The 17,016-nt window shown below is 64.0% G+C and carries 10 protein-coding genes; 6 read left to right on the top strand and 4 right to left on the bottom strand.

All coding sequences use genetic code 11. The annotated features are described in order from the left end of the window. Nucleotides 1–9: 9 nt before the first annotated feature. Nucleotides 10–5,664: a non-ribosomal peptide synthetase gene (locus RPC_RS15190; RefSeq protein ID WP_011473472.1), complete on the top strand. Its 5,655-nt coding sequence runs from the start codon at nucleotides 10–12 to the stop codon at nucleotides 5,662–5,664. Between the two features lie 36 nt (nucleotides 5,665–5,700). Beyond that, entirely contained in the window at nucleotides 5,701–6,393 is a 693-nt protein-coding gene (locus RPC_RS15185; RefSeq protein WP_011473471.1) for a 4'-phosphopantetheinyl transferase family protein, read from the top strand. 3 nt (nucleotides 6,394–6,396) lie between these two features. Here the strand turns inward: RPC_RS15185 and RPC_RS15180 are convergent, their stop codons facing one another. Then, nucleotides 6,397–6,795: a hypothetical protein gene (locus tag RPC_RS15180; protein ID WP_011473470.1), complete on the bottom strand. Its 399-nt coding sequence runs from the start codon at nucleotides 6,793–6,795 to the stop codon at nucleotides 6,397–6,399. A 278-nt stretch (nucleotides 6,796–7,073) separates the two neighbouring features. Further along, on the bottom strand, nucleotides 7,074–7,790 hold the full coding sequence (locus RPC_RS15175) for a response regulator transcription factor (protein ID WP_011473469.1): 717 nt from the start codon (nucleotides 7,788–7,790) through the stop codon (nucleotides 7,074–7,076). Between the two features lie 186 nt (nucleotides 7,791–7,976). Between RPC_RS15175 and RPC_RS15170 the strand changes: the two genes are divergently transcribed. Then, nucleotides 7,977–9,065: a DUF3313 domain-containing protein gene (locus tag RPC_RS15170; protein WP_011473468.1), complete on the top strand. Its 1,089-nt coding sequence runs from the start codon at nucleotides 7,977–7,979 to the stop codon at nucleotides 9,063–9,065. Between the two features lie 147 nt (nucleotides 9,066–9,212). Then, nucleotides 9,213–10,535, top strand: a complete 1,323-nt coding sequence (locus RPC_RS15165; RefSeq protein WP_157043224.1) for a patatin-like phospholipase family protein — start codon at nucleotides 9,213–9,215, stop codon at nucleotides 10,533–10,535. Nucleotides 10,536–10,622: 87 nt separating this feature from the next. On the opposite strand, the gene RPC_RS15160 is transcribed toward RPC_RS15165, so the two are convergent. Together RPC_RS15160 and RPC_RS15155 are read right to left on the bottom strand one after the other, a co-directional pair. After that, nucleotides 10,623–11,858 carry a sensor histidine kinase gene (locus RPC_RS15160; protein WP_041801889.1) on the bottom strand — a complete coding sequence of 412 codons (1,236 nt, stop codon included), beginning with the start codon at nucleotides 11,856–11,858 and terminating at the stop codon, nucleotides 10,623–10,625. Then, entirely contained in the window at nucleotides 11,855–12,580 is a 726-nt protein-coding gene (locus RPC_RS15155) for a response regulator (protein WP_041801887.1), read from the bottom strand. Before RPC_RS15155 ends, RPC_RS15160 begins: the two co-directional genes overlap by 4 nt. Before the next feature lie 248 nt (nucleotides 12,581–12,828). On the opposite strand from RPC_RS15155, the gene RPC_RS15150 reads away from it, so the two are divergent. Both RPC_RS15150 and RPC_RS15145 read left to right on the top strand, forming a co-directional pair. Then, nucleotides 12,829–13,920, top strand: coding sequence for an efflux RND transporter periplasmic adaptor subunit (locus RPC_RS15150; RefSeq protein WP_011473464.1), 1,092 nt, complete (start codon nucleotides 12,829–12,831; stop codon nucleotides 13,918–13,920). Beyond that, nucleotides 13,917–17,000, top strand: a complete 3,084-nt coding sequence (locus RPC_RS15145) for an efflux RND transporter permease subunit (protein ID WP_011473463.1) — start codon at nucleotides 13,917–13,919, stop codon at nucleotides 16,998–17,000. The genes RPC_RS15150 and RPC_RS15145 overlap by 4 nt, the downstream gene beginning before the upstream one ends. The last annotated feature ends 16 nt before the right edge of the window (nucleotides 17,001–17,016 follow it).

Raw genomic sequence — 17,016 nt, 5'->3', positions numbered from 1 at the left:
AGGTAAGTCGTGCCGCAAGTGAATGTAGCTTCTTCGCTCAACGAGGTCGAGCGCCGGCTTCTGCAACAGGTCGCCTCGACCCTTCTCCCGGAGGGGGGCGGCTGCACGTTCCGGGTCCTGGAGATTGCCGCCCCGAGCCTGGATGTATTCGATTGCCTCGAGACGATCGCCACCGACGTGGACGTCAAGCACCTCGTGACGCATGCTTCGGTGCTGCATCTGGCAAATCTGCGACTGCGCGCGCCGAACTGCGCTCGCCTGCGTTTCGCCGCCTACGATCCGACCTCTTGCGCGCCACCGGACAAAGGACCGTTCGACCTCATCTTCGCGGCTCGTGACGCGATCTTGCCGTCCCGCGCACGCCAGGAATTGGCTGCTTTGCTGACTCCGACGGGAAGGTTCGTGACTTGGCAAACCGCAGCTGCGCAGGAGCGATCCGTGATCGCCGAAGCAGACGGCGTGCGGCTGGTCGAGGTTGCGCCGTTCGTCGAAAAGGGAGTGACGCCGCCTGAGCCGACCGCCGGTGTCGACGGCGGCGAGGCGAGTCCGAAGTTTCCGCTGACCGACATCCAGCATGCGTATTGGGTCGGGCGCGGTGACGTGCTCGATCTGGGCGGCGTCGCTTGCCACGTCTATTTCGAATGGGAGATCCCGAATCTCGATGCTGCGAAGCTGGAACGGGCCTGGAACGATCTGATTCAGCGTCACGGGATGTTGCGTGCGGTGGTGACGCCCGATGGCGAGCAATGTATCCTCCCCGACGTCCCGCACTATACGATCGCCATCGAGGACGTGTGCGGTCTGCCGGCGGCTGTGGCTGAATCCAGACGACTCGAGAAGCGGGCGCGGATGAGTGCTCAGGTTCTCGACGCGCATCAGTGGCCGCTGTTCGAAATCTGCGTGACCCGCCTGTCCGCACAGACATCCTTGTTACATCTCGATCTCGATCTCCTGATCGTCGATGTTCAGAGCTTCCATATCCTGCTTTCCGAACTGGAGATGCTGTATCGGGATTCGGCCTCTCTTCTTCCCGCTCCTTCGCTGACTTATCGCGATTATCTGCTGGCGATCGTCCGCGATCGTGAGAGCCCGGACTTCCAGAATGACCGCGCATGGTGGTTCGGCCGCATTGCTGATCTCCCGGGACCGCCCCGCCTTCCTGCCGCAAACCGCGGCACTGTGACTGCGACGACGTTTCGGCGGTTGCGGCGGCGTTTGCCCACAGAGCAGTGGCAAACGCTGGAACGGAGGGCGCGGGCGCACGGCATCACATGTTCATCGTTGCTGCTGGCCGCGTTCTCGGAAGTGCTGGCGCGGTGGGTTTCCGAGCCGCGTTTCCTCCTGAACCTGACGCAGTTCGACCGTCGCCCGCTGCATCCCGACGTGATGAGGCTGGTGGGCGATTTCACGTCGGTTCTGCTGATCGATATCGATGCGGCAGGCCGTGTCGGCTTCGTCGAGCGCGCTCGCGTGGTTCAGGCGACATTGTGGCGCGCTCTTGCGCACGCGCGCTTCAGCGGTATCGAGGCGCTTCGCGAGATCGCGCATCGACGCGGTGAAAGGGCGGATCGGCTCATGCCGATCGTTTTCACCAGCCTGCTCGGCATCGATATCGATTCGCTCGTTCATCGAAATGGGGGAGGGGGCATGCTGGGCGAGCCGTGTCATCTCTACACCTGCACGCCGCAAGTGTCGCTCGATCATCAGGCGATGATCCGCAACGGCAGCCTGGAATACAATTGGATCGTCATCGACGACGTATTTCCGCCGGGTGTCGCCGACGCCTTGTTCGAAGTATATGGCGCGTTTCTCGATCACCTCGCCAGCGAGAACGCGGACTGGACCGAGCCGTCGCCGGACGTCCTGTTGTCCGGCGTGGAAGTAGAAGAGCGGGCCCGCGCGAACGGGACCGCGGTGCCGATGAGACTGGCGCGGCTCGAGCGCCTGTTTCTGGAGCAGGCGTCGAGATCCCCCGATGCGATCGCAGTGATCGCGCCCGACGCTGAAATGACCTACGGCGCTCTGCGCGAGCGTATGGAGAGGTTCGCCGGGGCGCTCACGGCGATGGGGGGTGGTCCGGGAGAGCCGATCGGCGTCGCGCTGCCGAAGGGCGCCGATCAGATCGCCGCAGTACTCGCGATTTTGCATGTCGGTGCGTTCTATGTGCCGATCTCTCACGACATGCCGAATGAACGGATCGGGCTTGTCGTGGCGGGCGCCGGCATGAACAAGTCGTTCGGCAATCCCGACGCCCGCCGATGGCCGAACACGCTTCATGTGATCGATCCGAAGCGAGCAGCGGCTGCCGACCGAGTGGCGCCTCGGTGCGAAGCGTCGCTCGACGATCCTGCCTACGTCATCTACACGTCGGGGTCGACCGGCGTGCCAAAGGGTGTGACGGTGACGCATCGCGCTGCGGCCAACACTATCGTTGACGTCAATAACCGCATCGGCGCCTCCGCCGGAGATCGTGTTTTCGGGATCTCGGCACTCGGTTTCGATCTGTCAGTCTACGATATTTTCGGGACGTTGGTGGCCGGCGCAGCGCTCGTGCTCCCGGCAGAGGAAGATCGGCGTGAGCCGGACGCATGGCTCGGCCGCCTGGTCGACACGGGCGTGACGATCTGGAATTCGGTGCCGGCACTGATGCAGATGCTGGTCGAGCATGTCGAGGCGAAACGTAGTTTGCTTCCGCAGCTTCGCTGGACCTTGTTGTCGGGCGACTGGGTTCCTCTCGGATTGCCGGACCGGATACGCGCGGTGGCGCCGGGGAGCCGGATGGCTGCACTCGGCGGCGCGACCGAAGCCGCGATCTGGTCGAACTGGTATGAGATTGGCGAATTGAGTCGCGATTGGCCGTCGATCCCGTACGGCTTTCCATTGGCCAATCAGCGCTACCATATACTCGACGACGAATTGCGCCCACGTCCGAATTGGGTCGAGGGCGATCTCTTCATCGCAGGTGATGGACTTGCATCTGGTTACTACGGCGATCCGAAGCAGACTGCTCGCGCGTTCTTCGAGCATCCTCGGACGGGTGAGCGGCTCTACCGTACCGGAGATCGCGCACGCTATCGACCGGGGGGCATCATCGAATTTCTCGGCCGCCGTGACCATCAGGTCAAGATCAACGGCATGAGGATCGAACTCGGTGAAGTCGAAGCCTGCCTGGTCTCCCACCCGGACATCGAGGCCGCCGTGGTCGAGGCCGTCGACATCGGCAGAGCGCGCAAGCTGGTGAGCTATGTCGTGCCGTCCGCCGCGCCTCGTGAATGTTTCACGCAACGGTCGGTCGATGCCGCGGATGCCGTCGAACATTGGGACGTGGCGACCACCGCCATGGCGGAGGCCGCTGGTGAACAGGTCGAGAGTACCGTGCTCGCGTCGCTGCGCGATTTCGAGCGGATCGGGGAAGAGCTGTCGAATGCGGCGATCCGCCGGGCTCTCGTCGCGATCGGTCTGGGCGACCGAACGAGCCTCGATCCGAAGCGAATCGCGGACGACGTACCGCATTACGCCGGCCTCGTGAGGCAATGGCTGGATGCCTTAACACAGGAAGGCACCTACCGCCGGGAGGGCGATCGTTTCGTCCGGTCGGGGCTGCTCGGGGATCCGGACGAACTGGATCGTCGTATCGAGCGCCGGATCGCGGAGTTGAGAACCAGGCTGTCGTGGACAAGGCAGGGCGGGGCGCTGGTCGACTGGATAAGCACGTGCGTGCGTCGTTTGCCGGACATCGTGCGGCGGCAACCGGCGGAGGCGCTGGAATTGCTGTTCCCGGACGGGGATTTTTCGCGCAGCGAAGCATTGTACCAGGACAACGTGATCGCGTCCTGCCTTGGCCGAGCCGTCGCAGAGGGCGTCGCGGCGCGCGCTGCGGCGTGCCGTGGTCGCCTGTTGCGGATCATGGAGATCGGTGCGGGGGTCGGCGGGTTGACGTCCTATGTCTTGCCGCGTTTGGCGGGCGTCGATTGCGAGTACGTCTACACCGATGTCAGTCCCGGCTTCCTGAAGATGGCGAAGGAAAAATTCGGTGCGTATGGGTTTGTCCGCTACGATCTCTACGACATCCAGCGAGCGCCGGAAGAGCAGGTCGAAGCCCTGCACGGGTTCGATATCGTGCTCGCGGCCAACGTGCTGCATAACGGTCGGGACGTCGTGCGCACCCTGTCTGACGTGAAGCGGCTTTTGTGCCCCGGAGGTATGCTTGCTGTCATCGAGGCGACGCGCAACAAGACACTGCAACTGGTCACCGGCGGGCTGATCGAAGGGCTTCATGCCGAATTCGACGATGATCGGCGCGACAGCGGCCTGCCGATGTTGAACGCGGAGTCATGGTGCCGCGCGTTGCGCGAGGCCGGATATCCGGACGTCGCCGTGCCCGCGGAAGGACAGTCGATCGCAGCTTTCGGTCAGCAGGTGATCGTTGCACGTGGACCGGAGACGATCGTTACCGTCGAAACTGCACGCATCGACGCGTATCTGCGTGGCAAGCTGCCAGCCTATATGGTTCCGAGCCGGCATGTACGAATCGATCGGCTGCCCTTGTCCCTTAATGGAAAGATCGATCGAAGCCGCTTGCCGCGGCCGGTCGTGCCTGAGGCGTGGCCTGGACAACTGACGAGCGAGCCGCCACGGGAGGGTATCGAAGCTGCGATTGCAGGGGTGTGGCGAGAGCTCCTGGGATGCAAGGAAGTGTCCCGTACCGACAGTTTCTTCAATCTCGGCGGTGATAGCCTGATCGCGACACGGTTGGCGAGCAGACTCCGGAAGGAGCTCGGCCGGGACGTCGCATTGCGGCTTCTGTTCGATCATCCGGTTCTGGCGGACCAGGCGGTCGCGATCTCCGAGCAGGGGATGTATCGTCGTAGCGCACCGGTCCTGTTGACGTCGGGACCGAAAGGACCTTTGGTTTGCCTTCATGCCAGCGATGGATATGCCGCGGCCTACCGTCCGCTGGCCGAGCGCCTGCAGGGCGTTTGCGTCCTGTCGGCGGTCGATGCGCCGGGACTTCTCGCCGACGAGAGGCCGCTCGAATCCTTGAGTGCTCTTGCTGCTTATCATCGCGGTGCGTTGGGACAGATGCCTGGATCGGGTTGGCAGCTTCTCGGCTGGTCGATGGGAGCCCACACAGCGTGGAAGCTTGCAGGAGATCTGATCGCGGCTGGCGAGCGAGTGATGCGGCTGGTGTTGATTGATCCCTCTCCAAGAGGGCCTTTCGAGGCGGCGATACGTTCGCCGGGGGCACTGCTCGAAAGCTGCGCGAGTGACGTTCTACGCTCCGAACTGCTCGCACAAGGCCTCACGACCGAGGCGCTCGACGGAATGCCCGATGCGGACCGTGTCGCGGTGTGGCGAAGAGTGCTGAGCGGACGTGGCCTGCCGGATTCGCTTCTCTCCGATGATGATGCCCTCGGCAGGATGATCGCCGTCATGGCCGCCAATCTCGCCGCGATGGTACAAGCGAGGCTGGCACCGCTTCCTCCTGGTCCCGAAGTGGTGGTCTATACGGCGACACGCCGGATGCCGAATTGGGGTGAGCCATTGATGGATTGGTCGACGCTTTTCCCTCGGTCCACGCATCATGTGGCGATCGATGCCGATCATTGGTCGATTCTGGCGTCTGATGTTTTGACGAAGGATCTGGCAGGGCGCGTTACATAACCGCCGGAACATCCTCCACTTACCGGAATTGAAGCCGTGGTTGCGACGGAAGTCTGGATTGCACGCGTCGATAGCGATTTGGGCGAGGTGAATCGGCATTGGCTCGACGATACCGAGCGCGCGCGCCTGAATGCCTTCGTCGCTGAGGCCGAGTACCGTCGTCGGCTGACGGCCTGGTGTTTGCGACGCCATGTCATGTCGTCGCTCTGCCCGAGCGTGTCGACACATGCGTGGCGTTTCGACTATCCATCTGACGGTAAGCCGAGGCTTTCGTCGCCTTTCGATCTGTTTGGGATCGAGCATAATCTCAGTCATGCGGGCCAGTACGTATCGTGCATCGTTTCCGGCTATGCATGCGGTGTCGATGTCGAGTTGTTGCGCGACGGGATCTCCGGACTGACAGATGCGCTCACGCCGGAAGAGCTGGACGACGTTCGCCGAGACAGCCGACCAGACGAGCGCTTTCTGCGCTACTGGACGATCAAGGAGGCGGTCCTGAAGATGTTCGGCGTTGGTCTCGCTTGCCCCTTGCGTGCGGTGCGAGTCAGATTGGCGAGCGACGGAAGAGCGGTGGATGTCGAGGTGCCGTCCCGCTTGTCGCTCTCCCTCCGTGGCGGTCTGGTGGTCGACTCGTGGTCTTTGCCGGGCAATCACCGACTCGCCACGGCCTGTGCAATCCCGATCGGTACGGCGTCGCCCGTACTTCGGGAATGGCGAGGTGGGTCCTGATCGTCAGTCCTTGAGCCAGGCCCGAGCCTGGGTGAGCGCATCGGAATCGTTGGCAACGACTCGATAGGGGTAAGGAAGAAACACTTTGTTCGCGAGGCTGAGCGCTTTGACTGCGAACGAGGTCCGACGGCGAGCGTCGGGCTCGATCCGAATCCCTCCTGCGCACAGGCGTTGCTGCGTCGCCCTGGTTCGCTTGAACCAGTCTCGATAGAGCTTCATGAAGTGCTTGGAGTCTTTTGGCATCTCCGGGCCGTGAAAGACCAGGACGAATCGCTGGTTGCGCGCAAGAAGCGCGTCGAACTCGGCGATACTCGCTTGCGCCATGTCGTCTGGCACGTGCGCCGGCATCTGGTAGCGGGCGATCGGCCAGGAGGAAAGGTCGAAATTGGGTCCTAACGTCATGTTCGTCCATCCAGCAACTCGGCTACTCTGAGGAGCCGAACAAAAGTCATCGACGAATTAAACCAGTTCCACCGTATCGAGGGAATTAGAAATACACTAAGATGTTGAAGCTTGGAGGAGCGAACGCGAGACGAGCCGGCGGAGTGAATCGGCGAGGAGTAAGACATTTCACCTTGGCGCTACGAGGCGAAGCATGGTGTCGATCAATGTCTCTCCCGCGCGGAGCCGTTGAGCATGGTCGTTCCGAAAAACTGGTATCCCCGTTTCGGGATCATGCTCTAGTCTTCCAAGTAGTTAACCTTGGCGACGAGTTGGTAGCCACCGTTTCGAACCGTTTTGAAGAGGTGCGGAAGGCCGGAGTTGGCCAGCTTTCGCCGCAGCCGGCTGACCAGGACATCGATGGACCGGTCCGTCGCGTCTGGCTCGCGTCCGCGCGTCAGATCGAGCAATTGATCCCGCGACAGCACCCGGCCCGGACGATCGAGAAAGGTCCGGAGCAGATCGAACTCGGCTCCTGTCAGTTCGATATCGCGGCCCTGCGGATCGACCAACGACCGCGCAAACGGATCGGCGACGAAGCCTTCGAACGAATAGCGTTCCCTGCCGCCGTGAGCCGAACGGTCGTCTTGACCGCGACGAAGCACCGCGCGGATGCGCGCGACAAGCTCCCGCGGATTGAACGGTTTGCCGAGATAATCGTCGGCGCCGATCTCGAGACCGACGATCCGATCGACCTCCTCTTTCAGTGCCGTCAGTAGGATGACCGGAATCTTCGATCGCTCGGATCGCAAATCGCGGCAAAGATCCAGCCCCGACCCGTCGGGCAACATGACGTCGAGCACGATGAGATCGATCTGGCTGGTCGCAATTCGTTCGCGGACGTCGGCGCATCGCGACGCTAGCTGCACGCGGAAGCCCTGCTCCTTGATGTAGCGCGCCAGGAGCTTCCGAATCTCGAGATCGTCGTCGACGATCAGAATTTGCGGCACATGCATGGGCTGATTTGGTCACATTGGAGTAAGGGGCAGAAGGAACATTTGTAACGAAGGCTGTCCTCGAAACGCCTGGACATCTTTCGTCACAAACGCCGCTCGCGCGGCAATCTTCGGTCATGTCGGGTCGGATTTCCAGCCACGTGGGCCGCCTATCAAGAGCGCAGAGTTCAACATCAGGGGGTTTGAATGCGCTCCGCGGCCGAGCTGGATTTCTCCAGTATCTATAAGACGTTTCGCTTCCGCCGGCTATGGCGCGCCGAACAGCGCGGGATGCTGTCAGACGCGATGACTGCCCTGATGCTGGTCACAACGCTGCGGGTGACGCCTCTTGCCAGCGGCTGTTTGACGGGCGCGCTGATGCAGCTCCTATTCGCCGTGGCGCCGACGAGATCGCTTTCAAGGACGGCAGCAGGCTGGCGTGAGTTGGTGCGTGGCCAGCCTTCTCCCTCGTTGCTGACCATGCTGGCTGCGATGACACTGTCGGGCTGCGCGACGGCGCCGCTTGTCCAAGGTACGGGTCTGTCGTCCTATGACGGACTGCAGCAGTCGGACGGAAAGATCACCAAGTCGCGCCTTCACGTCAAGAAGGAGCAGGTCGCAGCCGCCAAGACGATCAACATCGCCCCCACGCTGTTTCCCCCTAACGCTGCGCCGACGTTGTCGAGCGAGCAGCGAGCGCTGGTCGCCAACGCCGTGAACCGCGCACTTTGCATCAGCCTCAGCGATCGCTTCGAGGTGATCGCGGCGGGACGTCCGGCAGACCTCACCGTTCGGGCAGCCGTCACCCATGCCACGGAGACCGACGAGGCCGCGGCGGGGGTCTCGGTCGCGGCGTCGATCGGGACGAAGTTCGTCGATATGGGCAGCGTTCCGATCCCGATCCCGCGCGTCCCGATCGGCCTGGGAGAGTTGTCGATCGAAGCAGAAGCGGTCGATCGCGGCGGCCGGCAGCAGGCGGCGATCGTCTGGGCCAGAGGCGCAACCGCGTTCTTCAGTTCGCCCCGGGTATCGAAAGCGGGTGACGCTTACGAGCTCGCAGGATCTTTCGGCGAAGATTTCGCGACGCTGCTCAACAAGGGCGAGAGCCCGTTCGGCGGCGTCGGCTTCAGCGTTCCGTCCTGGCAGAAGATCAGCTCGAATGTGGGGCTCGCGCCGAAGTACGCGGCGTGTGAGAGCTATGGGCGCTCGCCTGGCGTCGCTGGCCTGGTCGGCGGCAAGCTCGGGTTTCCGCCCGAATGGACCGATGACGGCGCAAACAGCGCTGCAACCCGCTGAAGACTATGAGCGCAGCGAGCCGCGGGCACGCGTCCTCGGCTTACGCTGGCTTGCAAGCGCGTGATGCCACGCTAACCCCAGATGCAGGTGGAACGGCAGATGCACAGCGTCGGTCGCCATCGCCGATCGCGTCACCAAGGAGCGAGGATGTCCGCATTGCCGAGGCCTGTCGGGCGGCGCATGTCGTGGATCGGGATGGCCGGGTCCGGATTCAGCTCGACGCCACTGCTTCGTCTTGCCGCTGTGTTGGTCGTGGCGTTGTCCTGCGCCGGATGCGCGAGCCTCAACGCGCGCAATGTTGTGCCGGAGCGACTTGCCGACGAGGCCGAACTCGCCGGCATGCCCAATATACGCATCTGGGGAGACGCCTCGGCCGCTCCGCAAATGATCACCCTGCAGCACTCGCCCAAAGCGCGTGCGCTGTCCCGCGCGCGAGGCGCGGAAGGACAGCAACCGCGGTTCAACGTTCTGGCGATCTCGGGAGGTGGCGAGGACGGTGCCTTCGGCGCCGGACTCCTGGTCGGCTGGAGCGACGCCGGGACCAGGCCCGACTTCGACGTGGTCACCGGGGTCAGCGCCGGCGCGCTCGCCGCGCCTTTCGCCTATCTGGGGCCAAGCCGCGACTCTGATCTGAAAGAGGTGTTCACCAGATACACCCGAAGCGAGATCTACGATCCAGGCATCCTGCCGCTGCTGGGCGGCTCCGGCCTGGTCGATAGTTCGCCGCTCCAAGGCCTGATCGCGAGCTACGTCGACGACCGCTTCCTGCGCGACATCGCCACCGAGCGCAGGAGAGGGCGCATCCTGCTGATCGGCACAACCAATTTGGACGCGCAGCGGCCGGTGCTGTGGGACATGGGACGCATCGCGATGAGCGGTCATCCGCACGCTCTCAGTCTGTTTCGCAAGATTCTGCTGGCCTCGGCCTCGATCCCTGGGGTGTTTCCGCCCGTCCACATCAAGGTGAGCGCCGAGGGCCGCAATTACGAAGAGCTCCATGTCGACGGCGGCGTGACCCAGCAGGTCTTCGTGCCCTCCTTGCCAATGGCAGCCGACGACCTCGAGGTTCCAGCACGACGATCGGCACGGCGGATGTTCATCATCCGCAACGGGAAGGTCAGCCCCGAGTGGGAGACCATCGAAGCCGGTGTGTTCTCGATCTCTCGCCGCTCGGTCTCCACGCTGATCAAGAACCAGGGCATCGGCGACATCTACCGGATCTACGCCAAGGCCCAGGCCGACGGCATCGACTTCAACCTCGCGGCGATCCCCTCCGACCTCGGCGTGAAATGGACCAAATCGTTCGATCTTTCCTACATGCGCGCGCTCTACGACGAAGGCTATCGCTCTGGCGTACAAGGCTATCGCTGGATCAAAACCCCACCCGGCCTGGCGACGGCAGCACGGCCTGCGGTGCCGCCAGTTGCAAAACCTCAAGGGGTGGCAATGTCGACAGCCGAGCGACGGTGAATGTCCGGCGAACGGCGAGTCGCAGCCGCAACTTGACCGACACAAACTCAAATACGCTGCCCCTTGAGCACACTGCCGTGGGCTCGTTCACGACGATCGATGAGCCGGCAGCCGCACGGTCTGCATCAACCCGCGCAGGCGACCGTTTTCGATTTTGATGGTCCCGCCGGCGCGCTGCACGATTTCATGGGCGATGGTGAGGCCGAGCCCGGCGCCGCCGAAATGCTTGGTGCGCGCGCGATTGGCGCTGAAGAACGGTTCGAACACCCGCCCGAGCATGTCGGAGGGAATCCCCGGGCCGTCGTCTTCGATGATGACGCTCACTTCCGACGGCGCGCTCTCGATCGCGACCCGCGCGCGCTTGCCGTGGGTGGCGGCGTTGATGATCAGATTGCGAAACCCGCGCTTCAGGCTGGTCCGGTCGGCGAGCACGCAGCCCGCCGCGGTGCGGGTGAGGTTGACGTCGTAAGACAGCGCCCGCAACTCCTCGACCGTTTCGGCGATCAGGAGGTCGAGCCCGAGGGATTCGGGCGTCGTCTTCCCCGCTTCCTCGCGCACCAGCTGGATCGCGCTGTCGGCAATGCGATCGAGCTCATCGATATCTTTCAGCCACATCGTGCGATCATCGTCGTCCTCGACGAACTCTGCGCGCAGGCGCATGCGGGTGATCGGGGTTCGCAGATCATGGCCGGCGGCGGCGACCACGCGCATCCGGCTGTCCATCGCCACCTTCAGGCGCGAGGACAGCGAGTTGAGCGCCTTGGCCGCGAGACGCACCTCGGCTGGTCCTTCGATCGGGAGTTCGGGCAGCAGGCCGTCTGGACCGACGTTCGCGATCGCCCGCTCGATCACCACCAGCGGCTTGACCATGCGATTGGCGAAAAACAGTGCCACCGGCAACACCCCGAAGGTGACGAAGGCGAGCCACTTCAACAGCCTGTTGAGGATGCCGCCTTCCGGGGGTAGGTCGGCGATCTCGGTGACAATCCAGCCGCGATCGACCGGAACTGACAGCAGCGGCAGATGGTCGTTCCGGGACACCACGACGTCGCGCGGCATGCCGCGTTCGGCGACGGCCTGGCGCAGCCAGGCGGTGAGGTTGGCCTCGACCTGGCCGCCGCCGGGCTCTTGCCGGACGCTCACCAGGCTCGGCGCGACGCGCGCGGCCCGATCGAGCAGTTCGACCTGGTCGGCAAGGGCACCGATCGCCTGCCGTTCGTTCGGCGGCTTGAACAGATAGACCAGCGCCGCAGTCGAGATGCTCACCGCCGCAACGATCATGACCGCGATCAAGACGGCGAGTTTTGCGCGCAAGGTGTTCACGATGGCATGTCCACGGCCTCGACCTTGACGACGAACTGATAGCCGCCGTTGCGAACCGTCTTCAGAAGCCGCGCCGTCCCCGACGGATCGAGCTTGCGTCGCACGCGGCTGATCAGGACGTCGATCGAGCGGTCGAACGTGTCGCTGCGGCCACGGGTGAAATCGAGCAGTTGATCCCGCGACAGCACGCGGCCCGGCCGATCCAGGAACACCTGCAGCAGGTCGAATTCGGCGCCGGTCAGTTCGATCGCGGTGCCGGTCGGGTCGACCACGCTACGCACTTGCGGGTCGGCGACAAACCCCTCGAACCGATACGCCCTCGACGCGCCCACCGGGGCGGGCGTCTCCGAGCGGCGGCGCAAGACCGCGCGGATTCGCGCCACCAGTTCGCGCGGGTTGAACGGCTTGGAAAGATAATCGTCGGCTCCCATCTCGAGGCCCAGGATGCGATCGACGTCCTCCTTGAGAGCGGTGAGCAGGATAATGGGGATCGGATTGCGCTTCGCCCTGAGGTCCCGGCAGGCATCGAGGCCCGAGCCGTCCGGCAACATGACGTCCAGCACGACAAGATCGATCTGCTCGGTCGCGAGGCGCTGGCGCAGCTCGGCGCAACTTGCCGCCAGCAGCACGCGAAACGCCTGTCCTTCGACATAGCGCGCGAGCAGCTTCCGGATCTCCGGGTCGTCGTCGACCACCAGGATCTGGGGCGTCTGTTCGGTCATGAGTCTGCGTTGGCCAATCTCATCGCTGCGTTCTACCGCGAAGCGCGGTCCAGGCGAGCCACCATTCGTAACGAACTGCGATCCCATAGCGATTCAGCAATGTTTCGACACAAATCGGCGGATGCAGAGACACGCCGACACGAACTGTCCAACCCAGGCAAAGCTCGCACTCTATGCGAATAGAGGCCGGGTTGCCCCGAGGTGGGACAACAACACCGGCTGTCGGACGAGCGAGGCCAAGATCCAGAATGACAACGACTGCAGAACACACCGGCATGTGGGCCGCCTCCATCGTAGTTCTGCTAGCGATTCACTCCGCGGCTCACGGACAGGATTCCTCGGCCGCGATGACGGTGGTCGCGAGGCCGGTGGAAAAATCCGAGATCACCGGCAGCATCACCGCGACAGGCAACGTGGTCGCCTGGCGCGAGATTCCGATCAGTTCGGAAGTCGGCGGCCTTGCGATCACGCAGATCGCGGTCGACGAGGGAGATGTCGTCGCGCAGGGCCAAGTCCTGGCGCGGCTCAATCAGGATCTGACGACGGCCGCGCTGGCGAAACAAAAGGCTGCGATCGACGAATTGCAGGCAAGCCTTGCGATTGCCCGATCCGACGCCGCACGCGCTCGCGCCGTCTCGTCCGGTGTGATCAGCGCGCAGGTGATCGAGCAACGCGAGACCCTGGTCAAGACGACCGAGGCGAAGCTGCAGGCCGCGCAGGCGCAGCTCGACGACGCCGAAGCGCGGCGGCGCCAGACGGTGATCGTCGCGCCCGCCGCCGGGACGATCGCCTCGAGGTCGGTTGCGATCGGCCAGGTGGTTCAGGCCGGCGTCGAGATGTTCCGGCTCATTCAGGACGACCGCGTGGAGGTCGATGCGCGGGTGCTGGAGCAGGATCTGATAGCCGCCGCCGCCAGGCAAACCGCGACGATTATCGGCCCGAGCGGCAAAGCCGAGCAGGGTGTCGTCCGAGCGGTCTCGCCGATCGTCGATCCGAAGACCCGTCTGGGGACCGTCCGCATCGCGCTCCCTCGCGATACGCCGCTGAAGCCCGGCATGTTCGCGCGCGTCGCCATCGCGGTCGAGAGCAAACTGGTGCTGACCATTCCGCTGAAGGCGCTGGTCTGGCGCGAAGCCAGGGCGCACGTCTTCAAGGTCGGCCGCGACAATCTGGTGTCGCTCACCGAAGTCCGCATCGGCCGCGGGGCGACCGACGATGTCGAAGTGCTGCGTGGTCTCGACGAGGGAGACCGCATCGTTACCCAAGGCGCCGGGCTTCTCAACGACGGTGACGTCGTGAACGTTCAGACCGCGGCGGCCAAGCGCGGTTCGGTCCGATGAACAACATCTCCAGTTGGGCGATCCGTCATCCGGTGCCGACCACGATCCTGTTCGTGCTGTTGACGTTGTCCGGCCTGGTGGGGTTTTCGCAGTTGCGGCTCAACAACATGCCGGACATGGACATCCCCACCGTGACCGTCACCGTCCGCTGGGCCGGAGCCGCGCCGACGGAGATCGAAACCCAGATCACGCGATTCATCGAAGACAGTGTTGCGGGATTGGGCGCCGTCGACCACGTTCGCTCGACCATCAACGAAGGCCTGTCGATGACGATGGTCGAGTTTGCGATCGGCACCGACATCGACCGTGCCAGCAACGACGTTCGCGATGCCGTCGTGTCGATTCGATCGAAGCTGCCGCAGGCGGCGCTCGATCCGATGATCCGCCGTGTCGACGCCACCGGGCAGGCCATCCTCACTTTCGTGGTCGATGCGCCGGGTATGGCCCCCGACGATCTGAGCTGGCTGATCGACAACGACGTCGCCAAGGCCGCGCTCGCGGTGCCCGGCGTGGCACGGATTTCGCGATCCGGCGGCGTCGACGCCGAGATCACGATCAAGCTCGACCCCGATCGGTTGATGGGGCTCGGCCTGACGGCCGTCGAGGTTTCCGACCAAGTCAGGGCGCAGACCATCACCGAGCCGGGCGGCCGCGCGGCGCTGGGCGGAATGGAACAGGCGATCCGCGCGCTCGGAAGCGTCGCGGACGTCGGGCGGCTCGAGGATCTGCGCATCGCCTTCAGCGACGGACGCAGCGTCAAGCTCTCCGAGCTCGGCAGCGTCGAGCGATCCTGGGCGGAGCCTCGCCAGAGGGCGAGGCTCAACAACCGCGAGGTCGTCGGCTTCAATGTCTATCGCGCCGTCGGCTCCGGCGAGTTCGCGGTGACCCGCGACGTTCGCAAGCGGATGGCGGAATTCACCGCAGCTCATCCCGGCGTCCGCATCCTCGAGGTCACCTCGTCGACCGACGCCGTGGTCGAGGGTTACGACGCCGCGATCGAGGCGCTATGGCTGGGCGGCTTGCTGGCGGTTCTCGTCGTCTGGCTGTTCCTGCGCGACATCCGCGCGACGCTGATTTCATGCGCGGCGCTGCCGTTGTCGCTGATCCCGACCTTCGCCGTGATGGCTGCGCTGAACCAGTCGCTGAACAACATCACGCTGCTCGCGATCGCCCTGGTCGTCGGCATCCTCGTCGACGACGCGATCGTGGAAATCGAGAACATCGTTCGACATGTTCGGCAATCCGGAAAACGCGTCTACGACGCCGCCATCGATGCGGCCGATGAAATCGGTCTCGCGGTGGTGGCGACGACGTTCGCGATCATCGTGGTGTTCGCGCCGGTCGGGTTGATGCCCGGCATTCCCGGTCAATTCTTCAAAGCGTTCTCGATCGCCGTCTGCACGTCGGTGTTCTTCTCGCTGATTGTTGCGCGGCTGCTGACGCCTTTGATGGCGGCGTTTCTGCTGAAGGCTAACCACAGCGAGCATGGCGAGCCGGCATGGGTTCGGCGCTACACGTCGATATTAGCCTGGACGCTGCGCCATCGCTGGATCACGATTGGCGCAGGCGTGGTGTTCTTCGTCGCCTCACTTGCGCTGGTTCCGTCGCTCCCCGCAGACTTCATGCCTGCGGCTGACCGCGGCCGGTCGGTTGTCATCCTCGAACTGGCGCCAGGCACGCCGCTGCAGGACACCGACGCCGCGACACAACGCGCCACGCGGCTGCTGATGGCGCGGCCTGAGGTGGCGTCGGTCTACGCGGCGCTCGGCACCGAAACCTCCACGATGTCCGGCCCAGGCGATCTGTCGACCTCGGTCGGCGACGTGCGACGCGCGACCGTTACGATCAACCTCGTGCCGCGCGCCGAACGCGCGCTGTCGCAACAGGCATTCGAGACTTCGATCGGGCGGCAACTGGCGTCCATTCCCGGCCTCCGGATCCAGCTTGGCGAGGACGGATCATCGGGCGCGAAAATCCAGGTCGCGCTGCTCGGCGACGACTCCGCGACGCTCGCCGACGCAGCCAGGCGATTGGCACAGGAGATGCGGACGCTGCCGGGATTCCATCGGGCGCGCGTAGCGAGCAGCTCGGCGAGGCCCGAGCTACATATTCTGCCCAAACAGGACAAGGCGGCACTGTTCGGCGTGACCACGGCCGCGATCGCCAAAACCGTGACGATCGCCACCGTTGGCGACATCGAGCAGAATCTGTCGAAGTTCAGCCTGGACACCCGACAGATCCCGATCCGGGTGCTGCTGAACGAGGCCGCGCGCAGCGACTTGTCGCGCCTATCTCTGCTGCAAGTCCCGGCCTTCGAACGCCCGGTGGCATTGGCGTCGGTGGCCGACATCAGCTTCGGATCCGGCCCTGTGCAGATCGAACGGACCGATCGAACTCGCAGCGAAACCGTCGAAGCGGCGCTGAGCGGGCTCACGGTCGGCGAGGCCGAGAGCGTTGTCGCCAACCTTCCGCTGATCAGACGATTGCCGGCCGGGATCGTCTACAAGCCGGAGGGTGACTCCGAACGAATGCGCGAACTGTTCGACGGCTTCAAACTCGCGATCAGCTCGGCGGTCGTTCTGTTGTTCGTGGTGCTCGCGCTGTTGTTCAATGGCTTCGTGCAGCCCGTCACGATCCTGACCGCACTGCCGTTGTCGCTCGGCGGCGCGCTCGGCCTGCTGCTGCTGACGAGTACCTCGATTTCGTTGCCGGTGCTGATCGGACTGCTGATGCTGATGGGGATCGCTGCGAAGAATTCGATCCTGCTCGTCGAATACGCCATCGTCGCGCAACGTGATGGCGGCGTGGATCGCGTGCAGGCTCTGCTGGACGCGGCGCGCAAACGCGCGCGGCCGATCGTGATGACCACCGTCGCCATGAGCGCCGGGATGCTGCCGATCGCGTTTGGCATGGGAGCCGATGCCGAACGGCGCGCCCCGATGGCCATCGCGGTGATCGGCGGCCTGTTCAGTTCGACGATCCTGAGCCTGGTTTACGTTCCGGCGTTCTTCACGATCATGGACGATCTGTCGTGCTGGATTGCAAAGCTGTTCCGTGGCCGAACGCAGAGGGGAGCATGACGACGGCGGCGATCCG

This window comes from Rhodopseudomonas palustris BisB18 (assembly GCF_000013745.1).
GTDB lineage: Bacteria > Pseudomonadota > Alphaproteobacteria > Rhizobiales > Xanthobacteraceae > Rhodopseudomonas_A > Rhodopseudomonas_A palustris_F.
This window is presented reverse-complemented; position numbering and strand designations above follow the sequence as displayed.

Bases quoted from the DNA above. Each gene is read 5' to 3' on its own strand.
- RPC_RS15145 (WP_011473463.1), top strand. From the start codon at position 13,917: ATGAACAACATCTCCAGTTGGGCGATCCGTCATCCGGTGCCGACCACG.
- RPC_RS15180 (WP_011473470.1), bottom strand. From the start codon at position 6,795: ATGACGTTAGGACCCAATTTCGACCTTTCCTCCTGGCCGATCGCCCGC.
- RPC_RS15155 (WP_041801887.1), bottom strand. From the start codon at position 12,580: ATGACCGAACAGACGCCCCAGATCCTGGTGGTCGACGACGACCCGGAG.
- RPC_RS15165 (WP_157043224.1), top strand. From the start codon at position 9,213: ATGTCCGCATTGCCGAGGCCTGTCGGGCGGCGCATGTCGTGGATCGGG.
- RPC_RS15175 (WP_011473469.1), bottom strand. From the start codon at position 7,790: ATGCATGTGCCGCAAATTCTGATCGTCGACGACGATCTCGAGATTCGG.
- RPC_RS15150 (WP_011473464.1), top strand. From the start codon at position 12,829: ATGACAACGACTGCAGAACACACCGGCATGTGGGCCGCCTCCATCGTA.
- RPC_RS15170 (WP_011473468.1), top strand. From the start codon at position 7,977: ATGCGCTCCGCGGCCGAGCTGGATTTCTCCAGTATCTATAAGACGTTT.